The 26,291-nt window shown below is 64.2% G+C and carries 23 protein-coding genes and 1 tRNA gene; 8 read left to right on the forward strand and 16 right to left on the reverse strand.

The window, feature by feature from the left end:
• Positions 1-45: 45 nt before the first annotated feature.
• From rpsG to AC5RUQ_RS08145, 5 genes are all read right to left on the reverse strand, one after another.
• Positions 46-516, reverse strand: coding sequence for a 30S ribosomal protein S7 (gene rpsG / locus AC5RUQ_RS08125; protein ID WP_124091059.1), 471 nt, complete (start codon positions 514-516; stop codon positions 46-48).
• A gap of 1 nt (position 517) precedes the next feature.
• Positions 518-892 carry a 30S ribosomal protein S12 gene (gene rpsL, locus AC5RUQ_RS08130; RefSeq protein ID WP_018773658.1) on the reverse strand — a complete coding sequence of 125 codons (375 nt, stop codon included), beginning with the start codon at positions 890-892 and terminating at the stop codon, positions 518-520.
• A gap of 404 nt (positions 893-1,296) precedes the next feature.
• Positions 1,297-5,196, reverse strand: a complete 3,900-nt coding sequence (locus AC5RUQ_RS08135) for a DNA-directed RNA polymerase subunit beta' (protein ID WP_163161886.1) — start codon at positions 5,194-5,196, stop codon at positions 1,297-1,299.
• Between the two features lie 105 nt (positions 5,197-5,301).
• On the reverse strand, positions 5,302-8,811 hold the full coding sequence (gene rpoB, locus AC5RUQ_RS08140) for a DNA-directed RNA polymerase subunit beta (RefSeq protein WP_091415051.1): 3,510 nt from the start codon (positions 8,809-8,811) through the stop codon (positions 5,302-5,304).
• A gap of 303 nt (positions 8,812-9,114) precedes the next feature.
• On the reverse strand, positions 9,115-9,612 hold the full coding sequence (locus tag AC5RUQ_RS08145; RefSeq protein ID WP_493946798.1) for a hypothetical protein: 498 nt from the start codon (positions 9,610-9,612) through the stop codon (positions 9,115-9,117).
• Between the two features lie 247 nt (positions 9,613-9,859).
• Here AC5RUQ_RS08145 and AC5RUQ_RS08150 point away from each other — a divergent pair, with 247 nt between their 5' ends.
• Both AC5RUQ_RS08150 and AC5RUQ_RS08155 read left to right on the forward strand, forming a co-directional pair.
• Positions 9,860-11,059 carry an acetyl-CoA C-acetyltransferase gene (locus tag AC5RUQ_RS08150; protein WP_493946799.1) on the forward strand — a complete coding sequence of 400 codons (1,200 nt, stop codon included), beginning with the start codon at positions 9,860-9,862 and terminating at the stop codon, positions 11,057-11,059.
• Positions 11,059-11,556, forward strand: coding sequence for an aminoacyl-tRNA deacylase (locus AC5RUQ_RS08155; protein ID WP_493946800.1), 498 nt, complete (start codon positions 11,059-11,061; stop codon positions 11,554-11,556). Before AC5RUQ_RS08150 ends, AC5RUQ_RS08155 begins: the two co-directional genes overlap by 1 nt.
• Before the next feature lie 72 nt (positions 11,557-11,628).
• On the opposite strand, the gene rplL is transcribed toward AC5RUQ_RS08155, so the two are convergent.
• The 9 genes from rplL to AC5RUQ_RS08200 form a co-directional block, all read right to left on the reverse strand.
• The gene (gene rplL / locus AC5RUQ_RS08160; protein ID WP_066277893.1) at positions 11,629-12,003 is read right to left on the reverse strand and encodes a 50S ribosomal protein L7/L12; all 375 of its coding nucleotides are present in this window, start codon (positions 12,001-12,003) and stop codon (positions 11,629-11,631) included.
• A gap of 77 nt (positions 12,004-12,080) precedes the next feature.
• Positions 12,081-12,665 (reverse strand): 50S ribosomal protein L10, encoded by a 585-nt coding sequence (gene rplJ, locus AC5RUQ_RS08165; protein ID WP_493946801.1) that lies wholly within the window; start codon positions 12,663-12,665, stop codon positions 12,081-12,083.
• Positions 12,666-12,962: 297 nt separating this feature from the next.
• Positions 12,963-14,081, reverse strand: coding sequence for a GNAT family N-acetyltransferase (locus AC5RUQ_RS08170; RefSeq protein WP_493946802.1), 1,119 nt, complete (start codon positions 14,079-14,081; stop codon positions 12,963-12,965).
• A 7-nt stretch (positions 14,082-14,088) separates the two neighbouring features.
• Entirely contained in the window at positions 14,089-15,225 is a 1,137-nt protein-coding gene (locus tag AC5RUQ_RS08175) for a GNAT family N-acetyltransferase (protein ID WP_493946803.1), read from the reverse strand.
• A 131-nt stretch (positions 15,226-15,356) separates the two neighbouring features.
• On the reverse strand, positions 15,357-16,064 hold the full coding sequence (gene rplA / locus AC5RUQ_RS08180; RefSeq protein ID WP_102975123.1) for a 50S ribosomal protein L1: 708 nt from the start codon (positions 16,062-16,064) through the stop codon (positions 15,357-15,359).
• 198 nt (positions 16,065-16,262) lie between these two features.
• Complete coding sequence (rplK, locus tag AC5RUQ_RS08185) at positions 16,263-16,694, reverse strand: 50S ribosomal protein L11 (RefSeq protein ID WP_003803853.1); 432 nt, start codon at positions 16,692-16,694, stop codon at positions 16,263-16,265.
• A 129-nt stretch (positions 16,695-16,823) separates the two neighbouring features.
• Positions 16,824-17,627, reverse strand: a complete 804-nt coding sequence (gene nusG / locus AC5RUQ_RS08190; RefSeq protein WP_461172077.1) for a transcription termination/antitermination protein NusG — start codon at positions 17,625-17,627, stop codon at positions 16,824-16,826.
• Positions 17,628-17,741: 114 nt separating this feature from the next.
• A complete protein-coding gene (secE, locus tag AC5RUQ_RS08195; RefSeq protein ID WP_493946804.1) occupies positions 17,742-18,026 on the reverse strand; it encodes a preprotein translocase subunit SecE in 285 nt (94 codons plus the stop codon).
• An 82-nt stretch (positions 18,027-18,108) separates the two neighbouring features.
• Positions 18,109-18,181, reverse strand: a tRNA-Trp gene (locus AC5RUQ_RS08200).
• 277 nt (positions 18,182-18,458) lie between these two features.
• Between AC5RUQ_RS08200 and AC5RUQ_RS08205 the strand changes: the two genes are divergently transcribed.
• Positions 18,459-19,676, forward strand: coding sequence for a pyridoxal phosphate-dependent aminotransferase (locus AC5RUQ_RS08205; RefSeq protein WP_493946805.1), 1,218 nt, complete (start codon positions 18,459-18,461; stop codon positions 19,674-19,676).
• A 172-nt stretch (positions 19,677-19,848) separates the two neighbouring features.
• Here AC5RUQ_RS08205 and AC5RUQ_RS08210 read toward each other — a convergent pair whose 3' ends face one another.
• Together AC5RUQ_RS08210 and AC5RUQ_RS08215 are read right to left on the reverse strand one after the other, a co-directional pair.
• Positions 19,849-20,538: a LuxR C-terminal-related transcriptional regulator gene (locus tag AC5RUQ_RS08210; protein WP_493946806.1), complete on the reverse strand. Its 690-nt coding sequence runs from the start codon at positions 20,536-20,538 to the stop codon at positions 19,849-19,851.
• Entirely contained in the window at positions 20,535-21,953 is a 1,419-nt protein-coding gene (locus tag AC5RUQ_RS08215) for an ATP-binding protein (protein ID WP_493946807.1), read from the reverse strand. Before AC5RUQ_RS08215 ends, AC5RUQ_RS08210 begins: the two co-directional genes overlap by 4 nt.
• Positions 21,954-22,077: 124 nt before the next feature.
• Here AC5RUQ_RS08215 and AC5RUQ_RS08220 point away from each other — a divergent pair, with 124 nt between their 5' ends.
• The 5 genes from AC5RUQ_RS08220 to AC5RUQ_RS08240 all read left to right on the forward strand — a co-directional run bounded on the left by AC5RUQ_RS08220 (position 22,078) and on the right by AC5RUQ_RS08240 (position 26,252).
• Complete coding sequence (locus AC5RUQ_RS08220) at positions 22,078-23,676, forward strand: PspC domain-containing protein (protein WP_493946808.1); 1,599 nt, start codon at positions 22,078-22,080, stop codon at positions 23,674-23,676.
• A 1-nt stretch (position 23,677) separates the two neighbouring features.
• Positions 23,678-23,962, forward strand: a complete 285-nt coding sequence (locus AC5RUQ_RS08225) for a hypothetical protein (protein ID WP_493946809.1) — start codon at positions 23,678-23,680, stop codon at positions 23,960-23,962.
• 3 nt (positions 23,963-23,965) lie between these two features.
• Complete coding sequence (locus AC5RUQ_RS08230) at positions 23,966-24,223, forward strand: PspC domain-containing protein (RefSeq protein WP_493946810.1); 258 nt, start codon at positions 23,966-23,968, stop codon at positions 24,221-24,223.
• Between the two features lie 187 nt (positions 24,224-24,410).
• On the forward strand, positions 24,411-25,436 hold the full coding sequence (locus AC5RUQ_RS08235; protein WP_493946811.1) for an ATP-dependent 6-phosphofructokinase: 1,026 nt from the start codon (positions 24,411-24,413) through the stop codon (positions 25,434-25,436).
• A gap of 99 nt (positions 25,437-25,535) precedes the next feature.
• Positions 25,536-26,252, forward strand: a complete 717-nt coding sequence (locus tag AC5RUQ_RS08240; RefSeq protein WP_493946812.1) for a GNAT family N-acetyltransferase — start codon at positions 25,536-25,538, stop codon at positions 26,250-26,252.
• The last annotated feature ends 39 nt before the right edge of the window (positions 26,253-26,291 follow it).

A 26,291-nucleotide genomic window follows, 5' to 3' on the forward strand; every position in this document is an offset into this window, starting at 1 on the left:
CACGTTCGCCGCCGGCTCTGTTGAGCCGGCGGCGTCCGGGGAGTATTACCAGCGGTAGTGTGCGAAGGCCTTGTTGGACTCGGCCATCTTGTGGGTGTCTTCGCGACGCTTCACAGCGGCGCCGAGACCGTTGGACGCATCCAGAATCTCGTTGCGGAGGCGCTCGGTCATGGTCTTCTCGCGGCGGGCCTTCGAGTAGCCCACGAGCCAGCGGAGGGCAAGCGCAGTGGCTCGACCCGGCTTGACCTCAACCGGAACCTGGTAAGTGGCACCACCAACACGGCGCGACTTCACTTCAAGGCTCGGCTTGATGTTGTCCATGGCCTTCTTCAAGGCTGCAACGGGATCGCCACCGGACTTTTCCTGCGCACCGGCAAGGGCACCGTAAACGATGCGCTCTGCGGTGGACTTCTTGCCGTCGACGAGCACCTTGTTAATCAGCTGGGTGACCAGCGGGGAGCCGTAAACGGGATCAATGACTAGCGGCCGCTTCGGGGCCGGACCCTTGCGAGGCATATTACTTCTTCTCCATCTTTGCGCCGTAGCGGCTGCGGGCCTGCTTACGGTTCTTGACACCCTGGGTATCGAGGGCGCCACGGACGATCTTGTAGCGGACACCGGGGAGGTCCTTCACACGACCACCGCGGACGAGCACAATGGAGTGCTCCTGCAGGTTGTGGCCAACACCGGGAATGTAGGCGGTTACTTCGATACCACCGTTGAGGCGCACACGTGCCACCTTACGCAGAGCCGAGTTCGGCTTCTTCGGGGTGGTGGTGTAGACGCGGGTGCAGACACCGCGGCGCATGGGGCTGCCGTTAAGGGCGGGGGCCTTGGTCTTTTTGACCTTCGGCGTGCGGCCCTTGCGGACCAGCTGGTTGATCGTAGGCACTCTCGTGTTCTCCGTTTTATCCGGAGTGGCCGCTTCCGGCCACTCTCCTTTGCGTTGCCCCGCCGCCTGGGCCTTGAAGAAGATCTCCAAGGCGGCGAAGGCGAAGCCTTAATAGTCGGATCGCATACGCAGGGAATGACCTGACTCGCGTCTTCAATGGTCCCTAGGCATGCAAAAATGTGGCATACGTTGCACAAGAACCCTGCAAACCGGAAACGTCGCTCTGGCTCAGCCTTTCAGCTGGAACCGGCGCACTCATCCACTGCCACAATAACAATTGGTAACAAGTCTAGCACGGACGGCCTCTACCCCTTAATCGGGCGGCACTCCCCCAAGTGGGAAAGGGAAGGCCCCGCCCCCACAAACGTGGAGGCGGGGCCCTTCAGCCAATCAGCGGAACTTCGTTACCGGAAGTCGTTGCCCAGGTCGTAGTCATCCAGCGGGATGGCGTGGAACTCAGGAGCTCCGTCGCCGCCCAGGGTGTCGTACGAGAAGTCACTGAATGCGCTGGGGCCGGTGAACAGGTTGGCCTTTGCTTCTTCAGTGGGCTCGACGGTGACCTCGGTGTAGCGCGGGAGGCCCGTGCCGGCCGGGATCAGCTTACCGATGATGACGTTCTCCTTGAGGCCGAGCAGCGGGTCGCTCTTGCCTTCCATGGCCGCCTGCGTCAGGACGCGGGTGGTCTCCTGGAAGGAAGCTGCGGACAGCCAGGACTCGGTGGCCAGCGACGCCTTGGTGATGCCCATGAGCTCAGGACGTCCGGAAGCCGGAGTCTTGCCCTCGGAGACAACACGGCGGTTGGCGTCCTCGAAGCGGCTGCGCTCGGCGAGCTCGCCGGGCAGCAGGTCCGATTCGCCGGACTCGATGACCGTAACGCGGCGCAGCATCTGGCGGACGATAACCTCGACGTGCTTGTCGTGGATACCGATGCCCTGGCTGCGGTACACGCCCTGGACTTCGTCCACCAGGAACTTCTGTGCCGCACGCGGACCCATGATGCGCAGGACCTGCTTGGGGTCCACCGGTCCGTTGATCAGCTTCTGGCCGACGGTGACGTGGTCGCCATCCTCGATCAGCAGGCGTGAACGGCGCAGGACCGGGTAGGCGATCTCTTCAGTTCCGTCATCAGGAGTGATGACCAGGCGCATCTGGCGCTCGGACTCTTCGATGGTGATGCGGCCGGCTGCTTCTGCAATCGGTGCAACACCCTTCGGAGTACGGGCTTCGAAGAGCTCCTGGATACGGGGCAGACCCTGGGTGATGTCGTCGCCGCCGCTGGCGGAGACTGCACCACCGGTGTGGAACGTACGCATGGTCAGCTGGGTACCGGGCTCACCGATGGACTGTGCGGCGATGATGCCCACGGCCTCGCCGATGTCCACGGTCTTGCCAGTGGCCAGCGAACGGCCGTAGCACAGGGCGCAGGTGCCGACGCTGGACTCACAGGTGAGTACGGAGCGGACCTTGACCTCGGTGATGCCTGCCGCGAACAGCTCGGCGATCACTACGTCGCCGCAGTCGGTGCCGGCGGCTGCGAGGACGTTGCCCTCGGAGTCCACGACGTCGACGGCGAGCGTACGTGCGTACGCGCTGTTCTCGACGTTCTCGTCCAGCACCAGCTCACCGTTGGAATCGGCGACTGCGATGGGCGTGACCAGGCCGCGCTCGGTGCCGCAGTCCTCTTCACGGACGATGACGTCCTGGGACACGTCCACCAGACGACGGGTCAAGTAACCCGAGTTGGCGGTACGCAGAGCGGTGTCAGCAAGACCCTTACGCGCGCCGTGCGTGGCGATGAAGTATTCCAGAACCGACAGGCCCTCACGGTAGGAGGACTTGATGGGACGGGGAATAATTTCACCCTTCGGGTTGGCCACGAGGCCACGGATACCCGCGATCTGGCGGACCTGCATCCAGTTACCACGTGCACCGGAGGACACCATGCGGTTGATGGTGTTCATCGGCGACAGGCTGTCGCGCATCGCCTGGGCGATCTCGTTGGTTGCCTTGTTCCAGATCTCGATCAGTTCCTGGCGGCGCTCGTCGTCGTCGATCAGGCCCTTGTCGTACTGGCCCTGGATCTTCGCAGCCCGCTCCTCGTAACCGGCGAGGATGGCCGGCTTTGCGGCCGGAACCTCAATGTCCGAGATGGCGACGGTGACGCCTGAGCGGGTGGCCCAGTAGAAACCGGCATCCTTCAGGTTGTCCAGCGTTGCCGCGGTGACGACCTTCGGGTAGCGCTCCGCGAGGTCGTTGACGATGCGTGACAGCTCGCCCTTGTCGGCAACAGCCTCAACCCACGGGTAGTCCTCGGGCAGCGTCTCGTTGAAGAGAACCTGGCCCAGGGAGGTCTGGACGAGCGCGGGCTGACCCGGCTCCCAGCCTTCCGGAGCTTCCCAGCCGGCGTAGGGCACGAAGCCTTCGAGGCGGATCTTGACCTGCGAGTTCAGGTGCAGCTCGCGGGCATCGAACGCCATGATGGCTTCCGCAACCGAACCGAAGACGCGGCCTTCGCCAGCTGAGCCAACACGCTTGGTGGTCAGGTGGTAGAGGCCGATGATCATATCCTGCGAAGGCAGGGTGACCGGGCGTCCGTCAGAGGGCTTCAGGATGTTGTTCGAGGACAGCATCAGGATGCGGGCCTCAGCCTGCGCTTCGGGGCTCAGCGGCAGGTGGACTGCCATCTGGTCGCCGTCGAAGTCGGCGTTGAAGGCGCCACAAACCAGCGGGTGGAGCTGGATTGCCTTACCTTCAACAAGCTGCGGCTCGAACGCCTGGATGCCGAGGCGGTGCAGGGTAGGTGCACGGTTGAGCAGCACCGGGTGTTCGGTGATGATCTCTTCGAGCACGTCCCAGACCTGCGGACGGTACCGCTCCACCATGCGCTTGGCCGACTTGATGTTCTGGGCGTGGTTGAGGTCAACCAGGCGCTTCATCACGAACGGCTTGAAGAGCTCCAGCGCCATCTGCTTGGGCAGGCCGCACTGGTGCAGCTTCAGCTGCGGGCCGACGACGATGACCGAACGGCCGGAGTAGTCGACGCGCTTGCCGAGGAGGTTCTGGCGGAAACGGCCCTGCTTGCCCTTGAGCATGTCACTCAGGGACTTCAGCGGACGGTTGCCCGGTCCGGTGACCGGACGGCCGCGGCGGCCGTTGTCGAAGAGGCTGTCAACAGCTTCCTGAAGCATGCGCTTCTCATTGTTGACGATGATCTCCGGAGCACCCAGGTCAAGCAGGCGCTTGAGGCGGTTGTTGCGGTTGATCACACGGCGGTACAGGTCGTTGAGGTCGGAGGTCGCGAAGCGGCCACCGTCCAGCTGGACCATGGGGCGCAGTTCCGGCGGGATCACCGGGACGGCGTCGAGGACCATGCCAAGCGGGCTGTTGTTGGTGGTCAGGAACGCGTTGACCACCTTCAGTCGCTTGAGGGCGCGGGTCTTGCGCTGGCCCTTGCCGTTGGCGATGATGTCGCGGAGCAGGTCCGACTCGGCCTGCATGTCGAAGCTCTCAAGACGCTTCTTGATGGCTTCGGCACCCATGGAGCCTTCGAAGTACATGCCGTAGCGGTCGCGCAGCTCGCGGTACAGGCCTTCGTCACCTTCGAGGTCGGCGACCTTGAGGTTCTTGAAACGGTCCCAGACCTGCTCAAGGCGCTCGATGTCGGCGTCGGCACGCTTGCGCACGTTCGCCATCTGGCGGTCGGCGGAGTCGCGGGCCTTCTTCTTGTCGGCAGCCTTCGCGCCTTCACCCTCAAGGCGGGCAATTTCGCCTTCGAGGTCGCGGGCGATCGCCGCGATGTCGGAGTCGCGGTTGTCGATGAGCTGCTTCTTCTCGATGTCGTGCTCAACCTGCAGGTTGGGCAGTTCCTCGTGGCGGGCAGCTTCGTCGACGCTGGTGATCATGTAGGCAGCGAAGTAAATGACCTTTTCAAGGTCCTTCGGTGCCAGGTCAAGGAGGTAGCCCAGGCGGGACGGAACACCCTTGAAGTACCAGATGTGCGTGACGGGTGCGGCCAGCTCGATGTGGCCCATGCGTTCGCGGCGGACCTTTGCGCGGGTGACTTCAACGCCACAACGCTCACAGATGATGCCCTTGAAGCGCACGCGCTTGTACTTGCCGCAGTAGCATTCCCAGTCCCGGGACGGGCCGAAGATCTTCTCGCAGAAGAGTCCGTCCTTCTCGGGCTTAAGGGTGCGGTAGTTGATGGTTTCCGGCTTCTTAACCTCGCCGTAAGACCAACCGCGGATGTCTTCCGCGGTGGCGAGGCCGATCTGCATGAGGCCGAAGGAGGATTCGCTGGACATATGGTCCCTGTTCTCTCTTGTTCTCTAAATTCTGAAGTCTTGGGTGCGGAATGAGGGAGGTGAGGTCCGACGGCGGGTGGTCACCCGCCGTCGGACGCCCGCCTGCTAGACCTCTTCTACCGAACTGGGCTCTGCACGAGACAGATCGATGCCCAGTTCTTCCGCAGCGGTGAAGACTGCGTCATCAGAGTCACGCATTTCAATTGTGGTTCCGTCCGTGGAGAGGACTTCCACGTTCAGGCACAGCGACTGCATTTCCTTGATCAAGACCTTGAAGGACTCGGGAACGCCCGGCTCGGGGATGTTCTCGCCCTTGACGATGGCTTCGTAGACCTTCACACGACCGTGGATGTCATCAGACTTGATCGTGAGGAGTTCCTGGAGCGTGTAGGCGGCGCCGTAAGCTTCGAGCGCCCACACTTCCATTTCACCGAAGCGCTGGCCACCGAACTGTGCCTTACCACCCAGCGGCTGCTGCGTGATCATGGAGTACGGGCCGGTGGAGCGCGCGTGGATCTTGTCGTCCACCAGGTGGTGGAGCTTCAGGATGTACATGTAGCCGACCGAGATCGGATCCGGGAACGGCTCGCCGGAGCGGCCGTCGAACAGACGGGTCTTGCCGGAGGAGTTGATCAGGCGTTCGCCGTCGCGGGTCACGTTGGTGGAGTCCAGCAGGCCCGTGATTTCCTCTTCGCGGGCGCCGTCGAACACCGGCGTTGCAACAGTGGTCTGGCCACTCTCGCGCGGCAGGTTCGGCAGCTGCTTGACCCACTCGGGCTCGCCTTCGATCTTCCAGCCGGTCTTGGCAACCCAGCCGAGGTGCGTTTCAAGCACCTGGCCCACGTTCATTCGGCCCGGGACACCCAGCGGGTTCAGGACGATATCAACGGGGGTGCCGTCGGCAAGGAAGGGCATGTCCTCGATCGGGAGGATCTTGGAGATAACACCCTTGTTGCCGTGGCGGCCGGCGAGCTTGTCGCCATCGGTGATCTTACGCTTGGCAGCCACGTAGACGCGGACCAGCTGGTTCACGCCCGGGGGCAGTTCGTCGTCGTTGTCGCGGTCGAAGACGCGCACGCCGATGACGGTGCCGGACTCGCCGTGGGGCACCTTCAGGGACGTGTCGCGGACTTCGCGGGACTTCTCACCGAAGATGGCGCGCAGCAGGCGTTCTTCGGGGGTCAGTTCGGTTTCACCCTTCGGGGTGACCTTTCCAACCAGGATGTCCCCTGCTTCAACCTCGGCACCGATGTGGATGATGCCGCGCTCGTCCAGGCCTGCCAGGACTTCCTCGGACACGTTGGGGATGTCACGGGTGATTTCCTCGGCACCAAGCTTGGTGTCGCGGGCATCGATCTCGTGCTCCTCGATGTGGATGGAGGAAAGAACGTCCTCGGCAACGATGCGCTGCGAGAGGATGATGGCGTCCTCGAAGTTGTGGCCTTCCCATGACATGAATGCCACGAGCAGGTTCTTACCGAGGGCGAGCTCGCCCTGGTCCGTTGCCGGGCCGTCGGCGATGATGCCGCCAACTTCCAGGCGCTGGCCTTCGTTCACCAGGACACGGTGGTTGTAGCAGTTGCCCTGGTTGGAGCGGGCGAACTTGTTGATGCGGTAGTTGGTCTCCGTGCCGTCGTCGTTGAGCATGATGACGAGCTCGGCGGAAACCTCGGTGACCACACCGGCCTTCTTCGCGATGACAACGTCACCGGCGTCAACGGCTGCGGCGCGCTCCATGCCGGTGCCCACGAACGGAGCCTCGGAACGGACCAGCGGCACGGCCTGGCGCTGCATGTTGGCACCCATGAGTGCGCGGTTGGCGTCGTCGTGCTCGAGGAACGGGATCAGGGCGGTAGCCACGGACACCATCTGGCGCGGGGAAACGTCCATGAACTCGACGTCCTCGGCGGGAACGAGCACAGGCTCGCCTCCACCACCACGGGCACGGACCAGGACGGTGTCTTCGGCGAACTTCTTGTTCTCGTCCAGCGGCGCGTTGGCCTGGGCGATGAGCACCTCAGCCTCGTCGTCGGCCGTCAGGTACTGGACGTCGTCGGACACGACGCCGTTCTTGACCAGGCGGTACGGGGTCTCGATGAAGCCGAACGGGTTGATGCGTCCGTAGGATGCCAGCGAGCCGATCAGACCAATGTTCGGGCCTTCAGGGGTTTCGATGGGGCACATACGTCCGTAGTGGGACGGGTGCACGTCACGGACTTCCATGCCGGCGCGGTCACGGGACAGACCACCGGGGCCAAGGGCCGACAGGCGGCGCTTGTGGGTCAGGCCCGAGAGCGGGTTGTTCTGGTCCATGAACTGCGACAGCTGGGAGGTTCCGAAGAACTCCTTGATGGCTGCAACCACGGGGCGGATGTTGATCAGGGTCTGGGGCGTGATGGCCTCGACGTCCTGGGTGGTCATACGCTCGCGGACAACGCGCTCCATACGGGACAGGCCGGTGCGGACCTGGTTCTCGATAAGCTCGCCGACGGCGCGGATGCGGCGGTTGCCGAAGTGGTCGATGTCGTCGATTTCGACGCGCAGGTCCACTTCCTGGCCATCGCGGGTGCCCTTGATGGTCTTCTCACCGGCGTGCAGCGCGACGAGGAACTTGATCATGGCCACGATGTCTTCAACGTGCAGGACCGATGCTTCCTTGTCGCCAAGGGAGCGGTCGATGCCAAGCTTGCGGTTGATCTTGTAGCGGCCAACCTTGGCCAGATCGTAGCGCTTGGAGTTGAAGTACAGGTTGTCCAGCAGCGACTGGGCAGCCTCGACGGTGGGCGGCTCGCCCGGGCGCAGCTTCCGGTAGATGTCCAGCAACGCGTCTTCGCGGGTCTCGGTGGCGTCCTTCTCAAGGGTTGCCCGCATCGAGTCGTACTGGCCGAACTCTTCGAGGATCTGGCCTTCGGTCCAGCCGAGGGCCTTCAGCAGGACGGTGACCGACTGCTTGCGCTTGCGGTCGAGGCGAACGCCGACCTGGTCGCGCTTGTCGATTTCGAGCTCGAACCAGGCGCCGCGGGACGGGATGATCTTCGCAGTGAAGATGTCCTTGTCACTGGTCTTGTCGGCGGCACGCTCGAAGTAGGCGCCCGGGGAACGGACCAGCTGGGAGACGACAACACGCTCGGTGCCGTTGACCACGAAGGTACCCTTCTCGGTCATCAGCGGGAAGTCGCCCATGAACACGGTCTGCTGCTTGATCTCACCCGTGTTGTTGTTCATGAACTCGGCCTTGACGTACAGCGGAGCCGAGTACGTTGCGTCCCGGTCCTTGCACTCGGCCATGGTGTACTTCGGGTCAGCGAACTCGGGATCGGAGAAGCTCAGGGACATAGTGCCCTGGAAGTCCTCAATCGGGGAGATCTCTTCGAAGATGTCCGAAAGACCGGACGTGGTGGCGACGCTAAGATCGTTTTCTTCGACTGCTTTCGCTACGCGTGCCTGCCAGCGTTCGTTTCCGACCAGCCAGTCGAAGCTGTCCGTCTGGAGGGCAAGCAGATTCGGAACGTCAAGAGGTTCGTGAATCTTTGCGAATGAGAGCCGGCGAGTGGCACCATCAGTGCTGTCGGCGGTGTTAGCGGTTTCGTTATTAGAGGTGCTCGAGGCGACCAAGAGGGATCCTTCCACAGACCTTCAGGCGTTTTCAGATCTCCCCCGCTGTGCACCCTGCGGAATGCTCCGCAGTGCTACCATCCGGTTCCGCTATATGACCCGGGGCCGGTGCTGACCATGCTGTGACGTTGTTGACGGCACGTTGATTGCCAGCTGCCAGGCGAAAGCCCACCGCTATATGAAGGCTGAAGGTAAACAGGGAAGACGCAAATATCTACGATACGGCAAAATAACCTACATGTCTACCCCACATCCGGCCCGATTGCAAGCACCGGTTTTCCGGGCTGCGTGCGGCAGGCGGGACTAAAGCCGCAGGGTGACGCCTTCGGCCGTGCACGTCCCGGCGTTGGCAAACACCGCGTCCCTGACTGCGTCCCGGGATTCCTGCGCTGGCACGCCGCCGGATTCTGCTGCGGCTGAATGGTCGATGGCGAGCAGGCTCAGTGACGCGAAGAGCCCTTGGAGGTCACCGGCCGTTGCGTCCTTGGCGTCGTCGGCCCGCAGGTAGATGTCCTCAAAGCCGTCCGGGTCATCGGCCGGGACGGCCTTGTACTCCGCGACCAGTTTGTTGAAGAGTTCACAGGTCCCTTTTGCTCCCACTGCTGCGGCTCCCCCTGGAGCTGACGACGGCGGCGCGTCCGTGACGCTTCCAGCGGAGCCGGTGGGGCGGCGAGGGTTTTCCCGGCCTGGCTCAGGCGCGGCCGGCGCCGTTGAGGCGGCGTTGGGATCCGGGGTGGAAACGGAACAGGCCGTAAGTGACGCAAAACCGATGGCCGCTGCCATCATCAGGATTTTTTTCACGGTGCTGCTCCAAGCGTCCCCGGGGCACGGACCTGCTGTCCCCCTGCAAAAGTGTCCGGCGTCTACCCTACGCAGGCAGCCGCCGTCGCGCACGTTCCGGGGATGGGGACTCCTCCCCCGCCGCTGCCGTCGCGGGAGCCGGGGCACTGCCGGAATGCACATAGCGGCCGGGGCGTTTGAATATATGGGTGACCAGCGTCACGATAGCCTTGGTGGCCTACAACGAATCAGATCGGAAGAGATAAACATGGGCAACTTCGCGGACAACACTGACGTTGTCATCCTCGCAGCAGTTCGTACTCCACAGGGCCGTATCAACGGCCAGCTGGCGAGCTTTACCGCCGTCGATCTCGGGGCCCACGCCATCAAGGCGGCCCTGGAAGCGAGCGGGGTGGACGCCGGCCAGGTGGAGGCCGTCATCATGGGACAGGTGCTCCAAGCCGGTGCCGGCCAGAATCCCGCACGGCAGAGCTCCATCGGCGCCGGCATCGGCTGGAACGTTCCTGCTGTCACCGTGAACAAGGTCTGCCTCTCGGGGCTGACCGCGGTGATCGACGCTGCCCGGATGATCCGCGGCGGTGAGGCGGCCGTGGTGGTGGCAGGCGGGCAGGAGTCCATGACCCGGGCACCTCACGTGCTGCCCGGCTCACGGCAGGGGTGGACCTACGGCTCCATCCAGGCACTGGACGTGGCTGCGCACGATGGACTTACGGATGCCTTTGACGGCCAGTCGATGGGGCTGTCCACCGAAACCCGTAACCTTACGCTGGGCATCGACAGGACATCACAGGACAACGTGGCCGCCCAGTCGCACCAGCGCGCCGCACTGGCCGCCAAGAACGGCACCTTCGACGACGAGATCGTTCCCCTCAGCGTCAAGCAACGCAAGGGCGATCCCCTGGTGGTCTCCACCGATGAAGGTGTGCGCCCAAACGCCTCCGTCGAGTCCTTGGCCGGGCTGCGGGCAGCCTTCGTCACCGACGGCACCATCACCGCCGGCAACTCCTCTCCCCTGTCTGATGGAGCCGCGGCCCTGGTCCTCTCCTCCCGCGCCTTTGCCGAGGAGAACGGGCTGGAATACCTTGCGGTTGTCGGCAAGCCCGGGCAGGTTGCCGGGCCGGACAACTCCCTGCATTCCCAGCCGTCCAACGCCATTAAGAACGCCCTGGGCCGTGCGGGCTGGACCACCGCCAATTTGGACTTTATCGAGATCAACGAAGCGTTCGGTTCCGTGGCGGTCCAGTCGCTGCAGGATCTCGATTACCCCCTTGAAAAGTGCAACATCCATGGCGGTGCCATCGCACTGGGCCACCCCATCGGGGCATCCGGTGCCCGGCTCGCTGTACATGCCGCCCATGAGCTTAGGCGACGCGGAACAGGCAAAGCCGCGGTGTCCCTGTGCGGGGGTGGCGGACAGGGCGAAGCCCTCCTGCTGTACCGCGACTGATGGCGGACATGCCTGCGAACGGAACGGACGGCGTCGGACGCGAACGGTTCCTGGCGGATGCAGCCGCCAGGGGCCTTCAGGTCGAGGTAGTGGAAAGGCCGGCCGCCAAAAGCCTCGAGGAAGCGGCCGGCATCCTGGGCATTACGCCCGCCGACATCGTGAAGTCGTTGGTGGTCAAGCACAAGGACGGGTCGTTCCTCTTTGCGCTGATTCCCGGCGACCGCCAGATCTCCTGGCCCAAGCTCCGGAACCTCGTGGGCGTCAACAAGCTTTACCTGCCGCCAGCGGACGTGGCGCTGGACGCAACCGGCTACGAACGCGGCACCATCACCCCGCTGGGCAGCACCAACAGCTGGCCTGTGTATGCCGACGCCACCATCACGGGCCGGAGGATCTCTATGGGTGCAGGTGCCCACGGCTACAGCGCCTTCGTGGACGCCGACGCCCTCACGGGAGCGTTGCGCGCCGTCGTCGCGGACATCAGCGACCCTGCTTGACGCCAGCTGAACTGAATACGCAAAAAGCCCCGCCCACAAACGTGGACGGGGCTTTTTGAGGAAGAGGCGTTGTTACTTGAGGGTAACGGTGGCGCCTGCAGCCTCGAGCTGCTCCTTGGCCTTCTCGGCAGCTTCCTTGGTTGCACCTTCGAGGACAGCCTTGGGAGCGCTGTCAACCAGGTCCTTGGCTTCCTTGAGGCCCAGGGAAGTGATGGCGCGAACTTCCTTGATCACTGCGATCTTCTTGTCGCCGGCAGCTTCGAGGACGACGTCGAAGTCAGTCTTCTCTTCAACCTCTTCAGCAGCAGCACCGGCGGGGCCGGCAACAGCTACAGCAGCAGCGGTAACTTCGAAGGTCTCTTCGAAGAGCTTGACGAACTCGGAGAGCTCGATGATGGTCAGTTCCTTGAAAGCTTCAATGAGCTCTTCGTTGGTGAGCTTCGCCATGGTAGGCGTCCTTCCTGTTGTGGTGTTCAGCGGCACGCGGCCGTGCTTCACACCGGAGTCTTGTGGGGTAAAGAGAATTAGTTCTCTTCGGCTGCGGGAGCCTCAGCTGCGGGAGCTTCTGCTTCGGCAGCGGGAGCTTCTTCAGCGGCAGGCGCCTCGGCAGCTGCCGGTGCACCGTTCTCTTCTTCAAGCTTGAGGCGCAGTGCGTCAATGATGCGTGCAGCTGCTGCGGCAGGGGCCTTGAGGACGCCTGCAACCTTGGCGAGCTGCAGCTCGCGGGACTCGAGCGCTGCCAGTTCGGCAACCTCGCTGGCGTTCAGTGCCTTGCCCTCGAAGTAACCGGTCTTGATGACCAGCTGCTTGTTGGTCTTGGCAAAATCCGTCAGGCTCTTGGCAGCGGCAACTGCGTCACCCTTGATGAACGCGATTGCAGTGGGGCCGGAAAGCTGGTCGTTGAATGCTTCAACACCGGCTTCCTTGGCTGCAATGGCGGTCAGGGTGTTCTTGACGACCGCGAACTTGGTGTCCTGGCCGAGAGAAACACGCAGCTGCTTGAGCTGTGCAACGGTGAGCCCACGGTATTCGGTCAGGACAGCGGCGTTCGATTCCTTGAAATCGTTAGTGATCTCAGCTACTGCTGAAACCTTGGTAGGCGTTGCCATAACCCTCCTTCCGGGGATAGTGCCGGTATGCGACGGTCCCCGCTCAAGTGAGCTAAAACTAAAAACGCCCCGCGCAGATGCACGGGGCTTGGCTCAACACAGATGTTTCCATGGAGCTTTGCTTCGTTCACCTGCGCCGGCCGCCCTACGTTGAGGGTCCTTCGTCCAGAAAGCCACTGCTTCTCCCGCGCACAACTGCAGAGTTGAGCCATGTTCGAGAGAGTGGATTTCCAACAACCGACGGTCTTTGGTCCTTCAAGTCTACGGGGAGAGCCCCCGGTCCTCCAAATCCGGCCGCTAGCTGGTGCTGGTGTGCACGTGCGGAAGCTCCTTTTGCCAAATCCCGGTGACCCCGGCGGTCTGGAAACCCAGCTGCTGGTTGACGGTCAGGAGGTACCGGTTTTCCGGGGCGTTCCAGGTATAGATGACCCGCGCGTCGGGAAACTGCTCGGTGAGCCTTTCCATGTTGGCCACCTTGATCAGCAGGCCCAGCTTGTTCCCCCTGTGCTCCTGCAGCACCAGGGTGTCGTCCTGGAAGACGACGTCGGCCCGGTGTGCCAGTACCGTGATGGTGGTCAGGCCCACGAGCGTTCCCGAGGCCAGGTGTTCGACGGCGGTGACCACGGTCCGTCTGCCCTGCGCGATGGCAACCTCTTCGGCTTCCCGGAGGATGGCGCCGTCGAGCACCATGTCCTGCTCAACCGGCGGGTCCAGGGCGGGATCGACGTCGGCCCCTGACTGGTTCTCCAGGGCCGCGACGGCCTCCAGCCACTGGTCCGGGCAGCGGTCCGTCCAGTGGTGCAGCCGGTATCGGCCGTTGTTGGCCTCGTCTGCCTCAGCCTGCAGATCGGCCACCAGCTTTGTGTCCAGCGGCAGCGTGCAGGAGCTGAACTGCTCAATATGCTGAAGCGTATATCCGGTCCGCTGGGCGAACTCCACTTCGCGGCTCTCCAGCGGTACGAAGCCCTGGCCCGAGCCCGGAACCAACTGGGCGCGCTCGAATTCATGGAGCGAGGCGCCGGGGTGGTTCGTGTCCACCAGGATCATGGTGCGCCCCTCGCCGCGGGCCAGCTGTTCGGCGGCCTGGAGGAGCCGGCGGCCCACTCCCTGGCGCTGGAACTCGGGAAGGATGTCGAGGGTGAATTCGGCCAGGTCCAGGTTGTCAGTCAAGGGCAGGGCGATATCGACGGTCCCCACGATCTCCCCGTCCACCTTGGCTACGAGAATCAGCTGGCGCTCGTACGGGTCCTGGAACTCGAGCAGCTTCTCCAACGGACCATAGGCGAGGTCATCGCTGCCCCAGGTCTGCATCCTGACTTTCCGCCCCACCTCGACGGCGGCAAGGAAGTCCGCTGCGTCCGGCGCCTCCAGTGAGTCGGGAATCCAAAGCTGCTCGATCTTCACGTCTTTTGCCATAGGCGAATCATCCCAGCCGTTTCTGCCACTCGCCTTCATAACCTGCGGGCTTGAATCCAAGTGCGATATTTATGGCCAGCATATGTTGGTTTTCGTTGGCATTCCATGTCAGCACCGACCGCGCCGCCGGCCACCGGTTCTGTGCCCGCCGCAAGTTTGCCACTTTGGTCAGCATGCCCAGGCGGTGGCCGCGGTGTTCGGAGGTGACCAGGGTGTCCTGCTGCACGATGGAGTCCGGCACACCCGGGCGCCAGTTCAGGACGGTGTAGGCCGCCAGTTGCCCCGTCTCCCGCTGCCGGGCCGCCGTCACCGCTGATTGGACTCCACTGCGGATCAGCGTGTTCTCCTCCTCCCGGACCCTGGCCACATCCCAGTCCTCACGTTCCCAATCCAGCCCGGCGATGGGTACGTCCGTACTCATCGTCGCTTTGAGCTCGGCATACGCCTGCAGCAGGTCTTCCGGGCAGCTGTCATTCCAGCCGATGACGGAGTATTCCGCGGCCTGGGCGGAGGCATCGGCCTCCAACCGGTCCAGCAGTTCCGGAGGCACAGGCAGGGCCAGGCGACTTGACCGTTCCACCTGCTCGAGCTCATAGCCGGCAGCAAGGGCAAAAGCCACCGCGGGCTCGTCAAGCGGCAGTCCACCGGCGCCGGATTTCGCGGGCAGCAGGGCTGCACCATTCGCAGCCTTCAAAGGCACCTCGTGATAGCCGTCAAGAGAGGTCCTGCCGCGATCCCGGGCGACGGCCTCGGCATGCTTGAGCAGGGCTCGGCCCAGTCCCCGACGCCGGTGGACAGGAGCAACCAGTACATCGACTCCAGCGGTGTGCGTGTTCTCGCGCAGTGGGAGGGTGACCGAGCAGATACCCACGGTTTCCGCGCCGACCCTGGCCAGGTACAGGTGCCGTTCCTCATACTCGTTGCCCTGCCAGAACTCGGCAGCTTCCTGCAGCGTGGGGCAGCGGTCCAGGTTGCCCCACGCAGCGAGTTCATGGGCCACCCTCAAGGCGTGGCATTCCTCAAACTCGGCGGTAAGCTGGCGGGCCACCGCAGCTGTTTCGCCGCCGGGCTGCAAGATGTCCACTTCGGATATTGCCAGCACAACAGAGTCTTCCGGGGATGGATCCACATCCGGTTCGGCCATTTCTACAGCTTAGGCAAGAGTCTGCCGCTTCGGGCATGGTTTGCGGACTTAAACAAAAACCGCCCGGCACGGGTGCCGGGCGGTTTTAGTTTGCATCGGAAGGATCCGCTGCGGTTGCTTCACACGAGGATTTAGGCCTCGGTCAGAACCTTGGTGACGTTCGGGTCCACGGAGATGCCGGGGCCGAAGGTGGTGGCAACGGTGGCCTTCTGGATGTAGCGGCCCTTGGAAGCGGACGGCTTCAGGCGAAGCACCTCTTCCAGTGCTGCTGCGTAGTTCTCAGCCAACTTGAGGGCGTCGAAGGACACCTTGCCGATGATGAAGTGCAGGTTGGAGTGCTTGTCGACGCGGAAGTCGATCTTTCCACCCTTGATGTCGTTGACGGCCTTGGTGACGTCGGGGGTCACGGTGCCCGTCTTCGGGTTCGGCATCAGGTTACGCGGGCCCAGGACCTTACCGAGGCGGCCAACCTTGCCCATGAGGTCAGGGGTGGCAACGGCGGCGTCGAAGTCGGTCCAGCCGGCTGCGATCTTTTCGATCAGGTCATCGGAACCAACGAAGTCGGCGCCGGCAGCGATTGCTGCCTCAGCCTTGTCACCCGTAGCGAAAACCAGGACGCGGGCAGTCTTACCGGTGCCGTGGGGCAGGTTGACGGTGCCGCGGACCATCTGGTCAGCCTTGCGGGGGTCGACGCCGAGGCGGAATGCAACCTCAACGGTGGCGTCAAACTTGGACGGGTTGGTGTCCTTGGCCAGCGTTACTGCCTCGAACGGCGCGTAGAACTTCTCCGCGTCGATCTTGGCGGCTGCTGCCTCATATGCTTTGCTGCGCTTTGCCATGCTGCTAATTTCTCCTTGTGCAGTTGTGGTCTGCGGACCGCGCTGGGCCCTGCCACAGTTGGTGAGCGGGCTCGTTATCCGTGCCCGGTTCCCAACATTGTCGGTTTGTGCCGCTTATACGGCAGTGGTGCCGGTTGCCCGGCGGTGCCGCCCGTCGTCGTGATCAGTTTCCCGAACCCGACATGTGGCAGCGGGGGATTAACCCTCGACGGTGATGCCCATGGAGCGGGCAGTGCCGGCGATGATCTTCGCTGCGCCTTCGAGGCTGGTGGCGTTGAGGTCTTCCATCTTGGTGGAAGCAATCTCGTTGACCTGTGCCTGGGTCAGCTTGGCAACCTTGACAGTGTGCGGGGTTGCTGAACCCTTGGCGACGCCTGCAGCCTTTTTGATGAGCTCTGCAGCCGGCGGGGTCTTGGTGATGAACGTGAAGGAACGGTCCTCGTAGACCGTGATTTCCACGGGGATGACGTTTCCGCGCTGGGCTTCCGTCGCAGCGTTGTACGCCTTGCAGAATTCCATGATGTTGACACCGTGCTGGCCAAGCGCAGGACCGATCGGCGGAGCCGGGTTAGCGGCACCTGCCTGGATCTGCAGCTTGATGAGGCCGGTGACCTTCTTCTTGGGAGCCAATGTAGGGTCCTTCTCTCAATAACGTCCTGGGACACAGGAGCGTGCCTCAGGTTTTTGGCCGCCATGGCAAGGCGGCCGGCCGTTCCGGTGCTGCTAAAGCAGGCAGCGCCGGGACGAATTCTTGGGTGGTCAGATCTTGGTGACCTGGTTGAACGCCAGGGTGACCGGCGTTTCGCGCTCGAAGATGGAAACCAGCACCACGAGGGTCTGGGATTCGACCTTGATCTCGGAGATCGTTGCGGGGAGGGTCTCGAACGGACCTTCCTTGACGATGACGGATTCGCCGACCTCGAAGTCGACATCCACGGGAGCCTGGTTCTGCTTGTTGACCGGCTTGCCCTTCTCGGCCTGCTCTTCCTCGAAAACGGGAGCGAGCATGGAGAAAACCTCGTCCAGGCGCAGCGGCACGGGGTTATGGGCGTTGCCCACGAAGCCGGTGACGCCGGGGGTGTGGCGGACGGCGCCCCAGGAGGCATCCGTCAGGTCCATGCGGACCAGTACGTAGCCGGGGATGCGGACGCGGTTGATGACCTTGCGCTGAGCGTTCTTGATCTCAACGACTTCTTCCATGGGCACCTGGATCTCGAAGATGTAATCTTCCATGTCCAGGGTCTGGATGCGGGTTTCCAGGTTGGCCTTCACGCGGTTTTCGTAACCGGCGTAGGAGTGGATGACGTACCAGTCACCTTCCTGGCGGCGCAGCTTGGCCTTGAATTCCTCGGCGGGGTCAACATCGGCCTTCGCCGCGGCGGCTGCGAGGGCGTCAGCTGACTCTTCCTCGGAGCCGGCGTCGTCCGCCTCAGCGTCTTCAGACTCGGCGTCGCTGGCTTCGGGCGCGGAGGACTCAACCTCAGACTCGTCACCGGCTTCTGCCGTGATGTCCGCGGACTCTTCCAGCTCAGTCTCGGTTACCTCGAGCTCCTGCTCAGACACTTGGTCTCCTGCTTCCTCATTGCCTAACATGCCTATTTAAATGGCTCAATTCCGCACACCGGTGTTTCCCTCCGGTTTCCCGGACGGATCACACGGCCTGCGGACGGTTCAGCCTTAGCTGTCCCCGGGGACGCTACCGCCGAAGATCCAGCTGACAGCGCTTCCAAAACCGAGGTCCAGCAGGCTGACGATGATCATCATGATGCCGACGAACACCAGCACCACGAGCGTGTAGTTGATCAGTTCCTTGCGGGTTGGTGCAACAACTTTCTTCAGCTCGCCGATGATCTGGCGGATGAAGAGCGCAATGCGGGCGAAGAAGTTTGCCTTGGCGTCCTTCTTAGCTGGGCGGCCCTTGGAGCTGCTGGCAGCTGTTTCGGTCACCTGGTCCTCGCTCATCTTTGCAATGTTGGATTACCCGGCCCTGATCAGAACCATGGTTGCTGCGCTTGCCCCGGATTTTTGTCCGGGGCAGCTTGCGCAGGGCAGACAGGACTCGAACCTGCAACCTGCGGTTTTGGAGACCGCTGCGCTACCAATTGCGCCACTACCCTATGGAGTGAATTCCACGCTCCAACGACAAACCACCAGCTTGCACTGGGGCGCACGTCATCATCCGTGTTTTCAACACCGGTGAACCAGTCTACGCAACAACTTCGCGTTCGTCGAACCAGCCCGTTTCCGGCCCTTCCCGCGGCCAGGATTGACCTTGACTGGCAGGCAGTCACAAATCAGAACCGGCAACCCGGAGGGTCCGGTGAACAGCATAGAGTAGATCACGTCGAAACCCACACTCCAGCCTCCGGGCTGCAAGCGAAGAACGGACCTGCCATGTCTGCCGCCCGCGTTTCCAAGCGCATTTCCGCTATTGCCGAATCCGCAACCCTTGCCGTTGATGCCAAGGCGAAGGCGCTGAAGGCAGCTGGCCGGCCGGTCATTGGTTTCGGCGCGGGTGAACCGGATTTCCCCACCCCGGACTACATCGTCCAGGCGGCCATTGAGGCGGCGAGCCAGCCCAAGTACCACCGCTACTCCCCCGCCGGCGGCTTGCCCGAGCTGAAGAAGGCCATCGCCGAGAAGACCCTGCGGGACTCCGGCTACGCGGTGGACGCTTCCCAGGTACTGGTGACCAACGGCGGCAAGCAGGCCGTCTACAACACCTTCGCCACGCTGGTTGATCCGGGTGACGAAGTCATTGTGCCCACCCCGTTCTGGACCACGTACCCGGAGGCCATCCGGCTCGCAGGCGGCGTGCCCGTGGAGGTGTTTGCCGGCCCGGAGCAGGACTACCTGGTGACGGTGGAGCAACTCGAAGCAGCGGTCACCGACAGGACGAAGATCCTGCTGTTCGTGTCGCCGTCGAACCCCACCGGTTCCGTCTACTCCCCTGAGCAGGTGGCGGAGATCGGCAAGTGGGCCGCGGCCAAGGGCCTGTGGGTTGTCACTGATGAGATTTACGAGCACCTGACGTACGACGGCGTTCCGTTCACCTCCATCGCCACCGCTGCCCCGGAGCTGGGCGACAAAGTGGTTATCCTCAACGGCGTGGCCAAGACCTACGCCATGACGGGCTGGCGCGTGGGCTGGATGATCGGCCCGGCCGACGTCATCAAGGCCGCCACCAACCTGCAGTCCCACGCCACCTCCAACGTCTCCAACATTCCCCAGGTCGCCGCCCTCGCCGCCGTGTCCGGACCGCTGACCGCCGTCGACGAGATGAAGGTCGCCTTTGACCGCCGCCGCAAGGCCATCGTCGCCGGCCTGAACGCCATCGACGGCGTGGAATGCCCAACGCCGAAGGGCGCGTTCTACGTGTACGCGGACGTCCGCGCGCTGCTGGGCAAGGAATTCCCGACCGCGTCGGGTACCGCCACGCCGCAGACCTCCGCCGAGCTCGCAGCCCTGATCCTGGATGAGGTTGAGGTGGCAGTGGTTCCGGGCGAAGCCTTCGGGCCTTCCGGCTACCTGCGACTTTCCTACGCGCTTGGTGACGAGGACCTCGCCACCGGCGTGCAGCGCCTGCAGGACTTCCTAGGCAAGGCCCAGTAGGGACGCTCTCTCACTTAACGCTCGAAAAATCCAAACGCTCTATCACCTTCCGCAGGAAAAACCCAAACGCTCTATCATTCTCCTCAGGAGAGTGATAGAGCGTTCCGGCTTAAGCCGCATCAAGTGATAGAGCGTTCCGGGTTAATGCCCATTAAGTGATAGAGCGTCCCGTTTAGAGGAGGCGGCGTTCGGCTGCCCACTTGGTGAGTTCGTGCCGGCTGGAGAGCTGCAGCTTGCGGAGCACGGCGGACACGTGAGTTTCCACGGTCTTGATGCTGATGAACAGCTCCTTGGCCACTTCCTTGTAGCTGTAGCCGCGGGCGATGAGGCGCATGACCTCAAGCTCCCGGGCGGAGAGCTTGTCCAGTTCGTCGTCGGCGATGTCTGCAGGGGCGGTGCCAAAAGCATCCAGGACGAAGCCAGCTAGCCGCGGCGAGAAGACGGCGTCCCCACCGGCAACCCGGTACACGGCGTCGGTGATTTCTGCCCCCGAGATGGTCTTGGTGACGTAGCCCCGTGCTCCGGCCCGGATCACCGCCACGACATCCTCCGCCGCGTCCGAGACGCTGAGGGCAAGGAACCTGGTGGTGGCCAGCAGGGCAGCGGAGCCGGCGATGACTTCACGACCCCCGCCCCCAAGGCCGCCAGGAAGGTGGACGTCCAGGAGCACCACGTCCGGTCGCTCCCGGGCGATCACGGCAATCGCCTGCTCTACCGTCGCCGCCTCGCCCACCACCTGGATACTGGGATCCAGGTCCGCCTTCAGGCCGGAGCGGAAGATCGCATGGTCATCCACAATCACCACCCGGGCGGACCTGACGGTTCGGACGGGGCCGGCACCGGCTCCCTGCGTTGCATTCATGGTTTGCCTTCCGTGCTGTCCTGCGGCGCGGCGGGGAAGACCAGCCGCACCTCCGTGCCTTCACTGGTACTGGTAATCGCCGCCGTGCCGCCGTGCCGGTTCATCCGGCCGATGATGGACTCCCGCACCCCGAGCCTGTCCTCCGGAACGTCCTGCAGCTCAAAGCCCGGGCCGCGGTCCTTGACGAAGACTTCCGCACGTCCGGCGGCTGCCTCCAAGTAGACCGAGACGGTCCCGCCGCCGTGGCGGGAGGCGTTGAGCATGGCCTCTCGGCTCGCCTGGACCAGCGCTTCATGGCCTTCCGTGACGGCCGTGTCCCCCACGCTGACCACCTCGACGGCGTTGCCCAGCAGGTCTTCCACTTCGGCGGCTACCGCCTTGATCCGGTCCGACAACTGCCCGGCGTCCTTGCCGGGATCCTCAAACAGCCAGCCCCGCAGCTCCCGTTCCTGGGCACGGGCCAGCCGGACGACGTCGTGCTCATTGGCAGCCCTCCGCTGGATAAGGGCCAGCGTCTGCAGCACCGAGTCGTGAAGGTGGGCGGCGATCTCGGCACGTTCAGTTTCCCGGATGCGGCCGGCGCGCTCCGCTTCCAGGTCACGCCAGAACTTCAGCGCCCACGGGAGCAGGACCAGCACCACCCCGCCGAGGACAGCAACGGACGCCAGCAGCGCCAGCCACGTCTGCTCCCAGGAACCGGATCCGGACACCATCACCAGGACGCCCGCCACCACCAGCGCCAGGCCGGCCGCCAGCCGGGCCCAGCCGCCGGCTTGGTCCGCCTTGGTCTTGTCCACGAGCCCGGCACGCCGGGTTTCATCAAGCTGCATCCAAGCAATGGAAGCGCCGCCAAGGACTGCCGCCGCCGGAATAAGTGTGCCCAGGGGAACGTCCACGCCCAGGAGCTGGGCGACCAGGATGCCCGCCACCAGCAGCAGCCCCACGCCGAGCAGGATCTCCTTGCCGTAGCGCATGTCCCGGAACCTGAACCAGGGACGGGCAGCCTCGGAAGCCTGTCCTGCTGACTCCCCTGCTGCCGGGTAACCGCCGGAAGCGGGAGGGGCAGTGGCCGAGCCAGGGCCGCCGTCGGCCGCTCCGGGAAGGGCAACACCAGGGCCAGCCGGGGCAGGGGCCCGGGGAACGGCCCCATGAACAGGCTCGCGGCTCACGGCCGGGGCAATGGGCGACGGCGGCCGGCGCGCCTGCCGCCGGGCGCTTTCGTCCGCGGTGGGCACCATGATCCACAACCAGGCATAGAAGACGACGCCGGCCCCGCCGGCCAGTGAAGCCAGGGCCATCGCCACCCGTACGTTGCGGACCGGCCAGCCCAGGTGCGCGGCAAGGCCGGAGCACACGCCCGCGATAAAGCGGTCGCTGCGGCGGACCAGCGGGGGGCGGACGGGGACGGTTGTCATGGATCAATCCAAGCACGGATCAGGGTTCCCCGGACCGCAATCCGGCCGGAACCGGGGGCCACTCAGGGGCCGTTCAGGGTGTCCCCCAGTAGAGCCAAGGACCGGCAAGCGGAAGGATCGAGGTATGAACTCGCAAACCCCCACCCCCGACGACGGCCAGCCAACGGAGCCCCTCCCCAGGCGCGAAAACGAACACGCCACGGAGCCCGTGGTGCCGCCTGCCACCCCCTCAGCATCGGACCAGATCCCGGCCGAGGAATCCAAGCAGGACCCCACGCAGGATTACCCCGCGACACAGGATTACCCGGCGCAGGACAGCTCTGATGGGCCTTACGCCGAGCCGTCGGCCGGACCCTCCTCCAGCCACAGCAGCTCAACCCAGAACACCGGCAGCTACGCCTACGCGGGAATGCCCAGCCAGCAGACGGACTTCTTCGGTTGGGTCCGCAGCCACGGCATCACCCGCGGCCAGGACCGCTGGATCGGCGGCGTCTCAAGCGGCATCGCCCACCGCATGGGCATCGACCCGCTGATCGTGCGCGGCGTCTTCATCGTCCTCACCCTCTTCGCCGGCATCGGCGTTCTTGCCTACGGCCTGGCGTGGGCCTTCCTGCCCGAGCCCGATGGGAGGATCCACGTCCAGGAGGCCGGCGCCGGCCGGTGGACCAGCGGCATGACAGGTTCCCTGATCGCCGTTATCCTCGGCTTCAGCGGATTGGGCGGCGGCTTCTGGGGTTGGGGCGATCACGGCTTCGGCGCCTTCCTTTGGACCATCTTTTGGGTTGGCGGCGCCATCTACCTGATCTACTACCTGGCGCAGCGGAACAAGGTGGCCGTTGGAACACCGGCGGGCGCAGCGGCCGGCCCCACCTCCTACGCAGGCAGCGCTTACCCCGGCAGCACCGCATATTCCGCATCTACGTCCACCGGCACCACTCCCCCTTACTCAGACGTTGCGGGCACCGGTCCTTTCACCGGCAGCCCGTACGGAGGCAGCCCGTACGGCGGCAGCGGGTCCGGCGGCGGATGGAACAACGGAGGCGCCGGTGGCACCCGGCAACCGCAGGGTCCCCCACCTGCTCCGAAGGTACGTCCCGCAGGTCCCGGTGCCCCCGCCGTCGCGATCACAGCCGGCAGCGCCTTGATTGTCGGCGCAGGACTGAAAGCGCTGGACGTCACCAACGTCATCGACCTCGGTGATTCCACCAACGCCATCGCCTGGGCAAGCGCAGCGGCCGTCCTGGGCATCGGCATCCTCATCCTGGGCCTGCGCGGCCGGACCTCGGGCATCCTCTCGTTCTTCGCGGTGGCGGCCCTGATCATCGGCGGAATCTTCAACGTGGTGGGCAACAACGGCGACCGGGTCCGCTTCCAGCAGGTTGACTGGACGCCCATGAGCATCCAGCAGGCAAGCGACGGGCTCAACATCACGGCAGGACGCGGCACCGTCGATCTCACCGAACTGGCCGGAAGTGCCCCGCTCCAGTCAGAGGTGCTGGTCCCGCTGGACTTCACCGCCAGCAACGTCACGGTGGTCATTCCCGACACCGTGCCCGTGGACATCAGGGCCGATATGACCCTCGGCAACCTGACCGAAGGCGGGAGCCAGCGCGGCGGGACCACCACACGGGAAAGCAGCTACAACACCGACAAGCCCGGCAGCCACCTGGTGATCCAGATCGACGGCACCGTCAGCAATGTCATCATCAAGGAAGGTAACTGACATGAGCAGCCACACCCCGGCCCCGGACCCGTACGTTCCGGGAAGCACGACGGCGGCACGCACCGACTCTGCCCCTCCATCCGGGGCGCGGGTGGGAACGGTGGTCTGGGGACTGATCGTCCTGGCCCTCGCCGCCCTGATCATCATCGCGCAGCTGGGCATCGTCACCCTCAACGGGACCTACGTCCTGATCGGGCTAATGATCGGAGCCGGCGGCGCCCTGGTGATCGGTGGACTCCTCTCAGCCCGGAAACGTGACAACAGTCCTACAACAGGGAAGGCTTAAGCCATGGACAAGTTTTTCAGCATCGTCAGGGGCCTCGGCCTGAAACGCGGACCGCAGCGCTGGCTTGGAGGCGTTCTGGGAGGCATCGCCGCCAAGCTCAACGTGGACGTGGCCTACGTCCGCATCGCATTCCTCCTCTTTGCCCTGCTGCCCGGGCCGGCCCTGATCTTCTATCTCCTGGCCTGGGTGATCCTGCCGGACCAGCGGAACGTCATCCCGCTCCAGACGTTCCTTGACCGCCGGTCCCTGAACCGTCCCTGAGAAACCGACTAGAAAGTGTCCCCGCTCCCCTTGCGAGCGGGGGCACTTTTTCTTTTGCGCTGGCTGATCCCCGACCGGCCCCTTGTGTAACCGGTTTGTGTCGTACCCCACACCCCCCACTAGACTCTATGTGAGCTCAGCGTGGCGCTCTGCCTGTACACCTTCTCTCCAGGATTTGAGCCGAGACATGAAAATTGGAATTCTCACCAGCGGTGGCGACTGCCCCGGACTGAACGCCGTGATCCGCGGAGCCGTCCTCAAGGGCATTGCCATCCATGGTCACGAATTCGTGGGTTTCCTTGACGGCTGGCGGGGCGTCGTCGAGGGCGACATCATCGACATCCCCCGCACCATGGTCCGCGGTATCGCCAAACAGGGCGGCACCATTCTGGGCACCTCACGCACCAACCCCTTCGAAAACGGCGGCGGCCCCGAGGTCATCAAAGCCCATATGGACCGCCTCGGCATTGACGCCATCATCGCCATCGGCGGTGAGGGGACCCTGGCCGCGGCCAAGCGCCTCACCGACGCAGGCCTGAAGATCGTAGGTGTTCCCAAGACGGTGGACAACGACCTCGACGCCACCGACTACACCTTCGGCTTCGACACCGCCGTCCAGATCGCCACCGAAGCCATCGACCGGCTCCGGACGACCGGCGAATCACACCACCGCTGCATGATCGCCGAAGTCATGGGCCGGCACGTTGGCTGGATCGCGCTGCACGCCGGCATGGCGGCCGGTGCGCACGCCATCCTTATCCCGGAGCAAAAGGTCAGCATCGACCAGATCACGGAATGGGTGAAGGACGCCCATGCCCGTGGCCGCGCGCCCCTGGTGGTGGTGGCCGAAGGATTCGTTCCCGAGCATATGGAAACCCCGCACTCCGAACGCGGCCTGGACACCTTTGGCAGGCCCCGCCTGGGCGGCATCGCGGACCAGCTCGCCCCGGAACTTGAAGCCCGCACCGGCATCGAAACCCGTGCCACCATCCTCGGCCATATCCAGCGCGGCGGCGTGCCGTCCGCCTTCGACCGCGTCCTGGCCACCCGGCTGGGCATGGCGGCCATCGACTCGGTGGTGGAAGGCTACTGGGGCACCATGGTGGCACTGAAGGGCACGGACATTGAGCACGTGGGTTTCCAGGAAGCCCTGGGCCAGCTCAAGACCGTTCCACAGAAGCGCTACGACGAAGCCGCCGTCCTGTTCGGCTGAGTTGTCCTGTTTAACTGCGGTGTCCTGTTCAGCTGCGTTGTCTCGTTCAGCAAAGGTGTCCTGCTCGGCGGGGCCACTTGCCCGCCCTAGGCTGGGAGTATGACACTTGACCCCGGTTCCGCCGCCATCATCCAGCTTGCCTGGGCCAGGCGCCTGGGACTCGACGACGACGCCTTCGGAACGGCCCTGGCCTCCGGGGAGCGGATCGTCCGGGCCGACGAATCCGCGCGGACCGTGGAGTTCGTGCGGCTCTTTGGCAGCTCGGCACTGGTGGGCCCGCAGTGGGTCATTGATGCCGCTGCCGGCATTCCCGACGAGGAGATGGCCCAGCACGTCACGCTCCTGACGCTGACCCGGTCGCACGGCGGCCACGGCCTGGGCGCCGCGGCGTTGTTCTTCGCCGACGACCTGCCCCTGAAGCAGCCCTCGGAAGAGATGACGGTCTCCCACGGCAACCCGGAGGCCATCGAACTGGAGGGCCGCTGCCCGCCGGACGACGTCAACGAGGTTGGCCTGTCAGACCTCGAAAACCGCTACACCATCGTCCACGAAGTTGACGGGCGCCGCGTCCCTCTGGCCTGCGGCGCATACTCGGAGTGGGTGGGCCTGCTGGCCCACCTGGGCGTCTTGGTGGACCCGGAATGGCGGCGCCGGGGCCTGGGCTCGCTCGCGGTGTCCATCGCCGCCCACGAGGCACTCGCAGCCGGCCTTACGCTGCAGTGGCGGACGGACGTCAGCAACACCGGGTCCCTGGCGCTGGCCCGGAAGCTAGGCCTGTCAGCCGGCGGAATCCAGACCAGCGTCCACCTTGGGTGACGGGACAAACATGCTGAAACCCCAGCGCTAAACCGGCCA

This window comes from Arthrobacter sp. MDT2-3, assembly GCF_059090465.1.

Coding starts and splice junctions, on each gene's coding strand:
- rpsG (WP_124091059.1), bottom strand. CDS start 516: ATGCCTCGCAAGGGTCCGGCCCCGAAGCGGCCGCTAGTCATTGATCCC.
- AC5RUQ_RS08135 (WP_163161886.1), bottom strand. CDS start 5,196: ATGTCCAGCGAATCCTCCTTCGGCCTCATGCAGATCGGCCTCGCCACC.
- AC5RUQ_RS08150 (WP_493946799.1), top strand. CDS start 9,860: ATGGGCAACTTCGCGGACAACACTGACGTTGTCATCCTCGCAGCAGTT.
- AC5RUQ_RS08155 (WP_493946800.1), top strand. CDS start 11,059: ATGGCGGACATGCCTGCGAACGGAACGGACGGCGTCGGACGCGAACGG.
- rplL (WP_066277893.1), bottom strand. CDS start 12,003: ATGGCGAAGCTCACCAACGAAGAGCTCATTGAAGCTTTCAAGGAACTG.
- rplJ (WP_493946801.1), bottom strand. CDS start 12,665: ATGGCAACGCCTACCAAGGTTTCAGCAGTAGCTGAGATCACTAACGAT.
- AC5RUQ_RS08170 (WP_493946802.1), bottom strand. CDS start 14,081: ATGGCAAAAGACGTGAAGATCGAGCAGCTTTGGATTCCCGACTCACTG.
- AC5RUQ_RS08175 (WP_493946803.1), bottom strand. CDS start 15,225: ATGGCCGAACCGGATGTGGATCCATCCCCGGAAGACTCTGTTGTGCTG.
- rplA (WP_102975123.1), bottom strand. CDS start 16,064: ATGGCAAAGCGCAGCAAAGCATATGAGGCAGCAGCCGCCAAGATCGAC.
- secE (WP_493946804.1), bottom strand. CDS start 18,026: ATGAGCGAGGACCAGGTGACCGAAACAGCTGCCAGCAGCTCCAAGGGC.
- AC5RUQ_RS08205 (WP_493946805.1), top strand. CDS start 18,459: ATGTCTGCCGCCCGCGTTTCCAAGCGCATTTCCGCTATTGCCGAATCC.
- AC5RUQ_RS08210 (WP_493946806.1), bottom strand. CDS start 20,538: ATGAATGCAACGCAGGGAGCCGGTGCCGGCCCCGTCCGAACCGTCAGG.
- AC5RUQ_RS08215 (WP_493946807.1), bottom strand. CDS start 21,953: ATGACAACCGTCCCCGTCCGCCCCCCGCTGGTCCGCCGCAGCGACCGC.
- AC5RUQ_RS08220 (WP_493946808.1), top strand. CDS start 22,078: ATGAACTCGCAAACCCCCACCCCCGACGACGGCCAGCCAACGGAGCCC.
- AC5RUQ_RS08225 (WP_493946809.1), top strand. CDS start 23,678: ATGAGCAGCCACACCCCGGCCCCGGACCCGTACGTTCCGGGAAGCACG.
- AC5RUQ_RS08230 (WP_493946810.1), top strand. CDS start 23,966: ATGGACAAGTTTTTCAGCATCGTCAGGGGCCTCGGCCTGAAACGCGGA.
- AC5RUQ_RS08235 (WP_493946811.1), top strand. CDS start 24,411: ATGAAAATTGGAATTCTCACCAGCGGTGGCGACTGCCCCGGACTGAAC.
- AC5RUQ_RS08240 (WP_493946812.1), top strand. CDS start 25,536: ATGACACTTGACCCCGGTTCCGCCGCCATCATCCAGCTTGCCTGGGCC.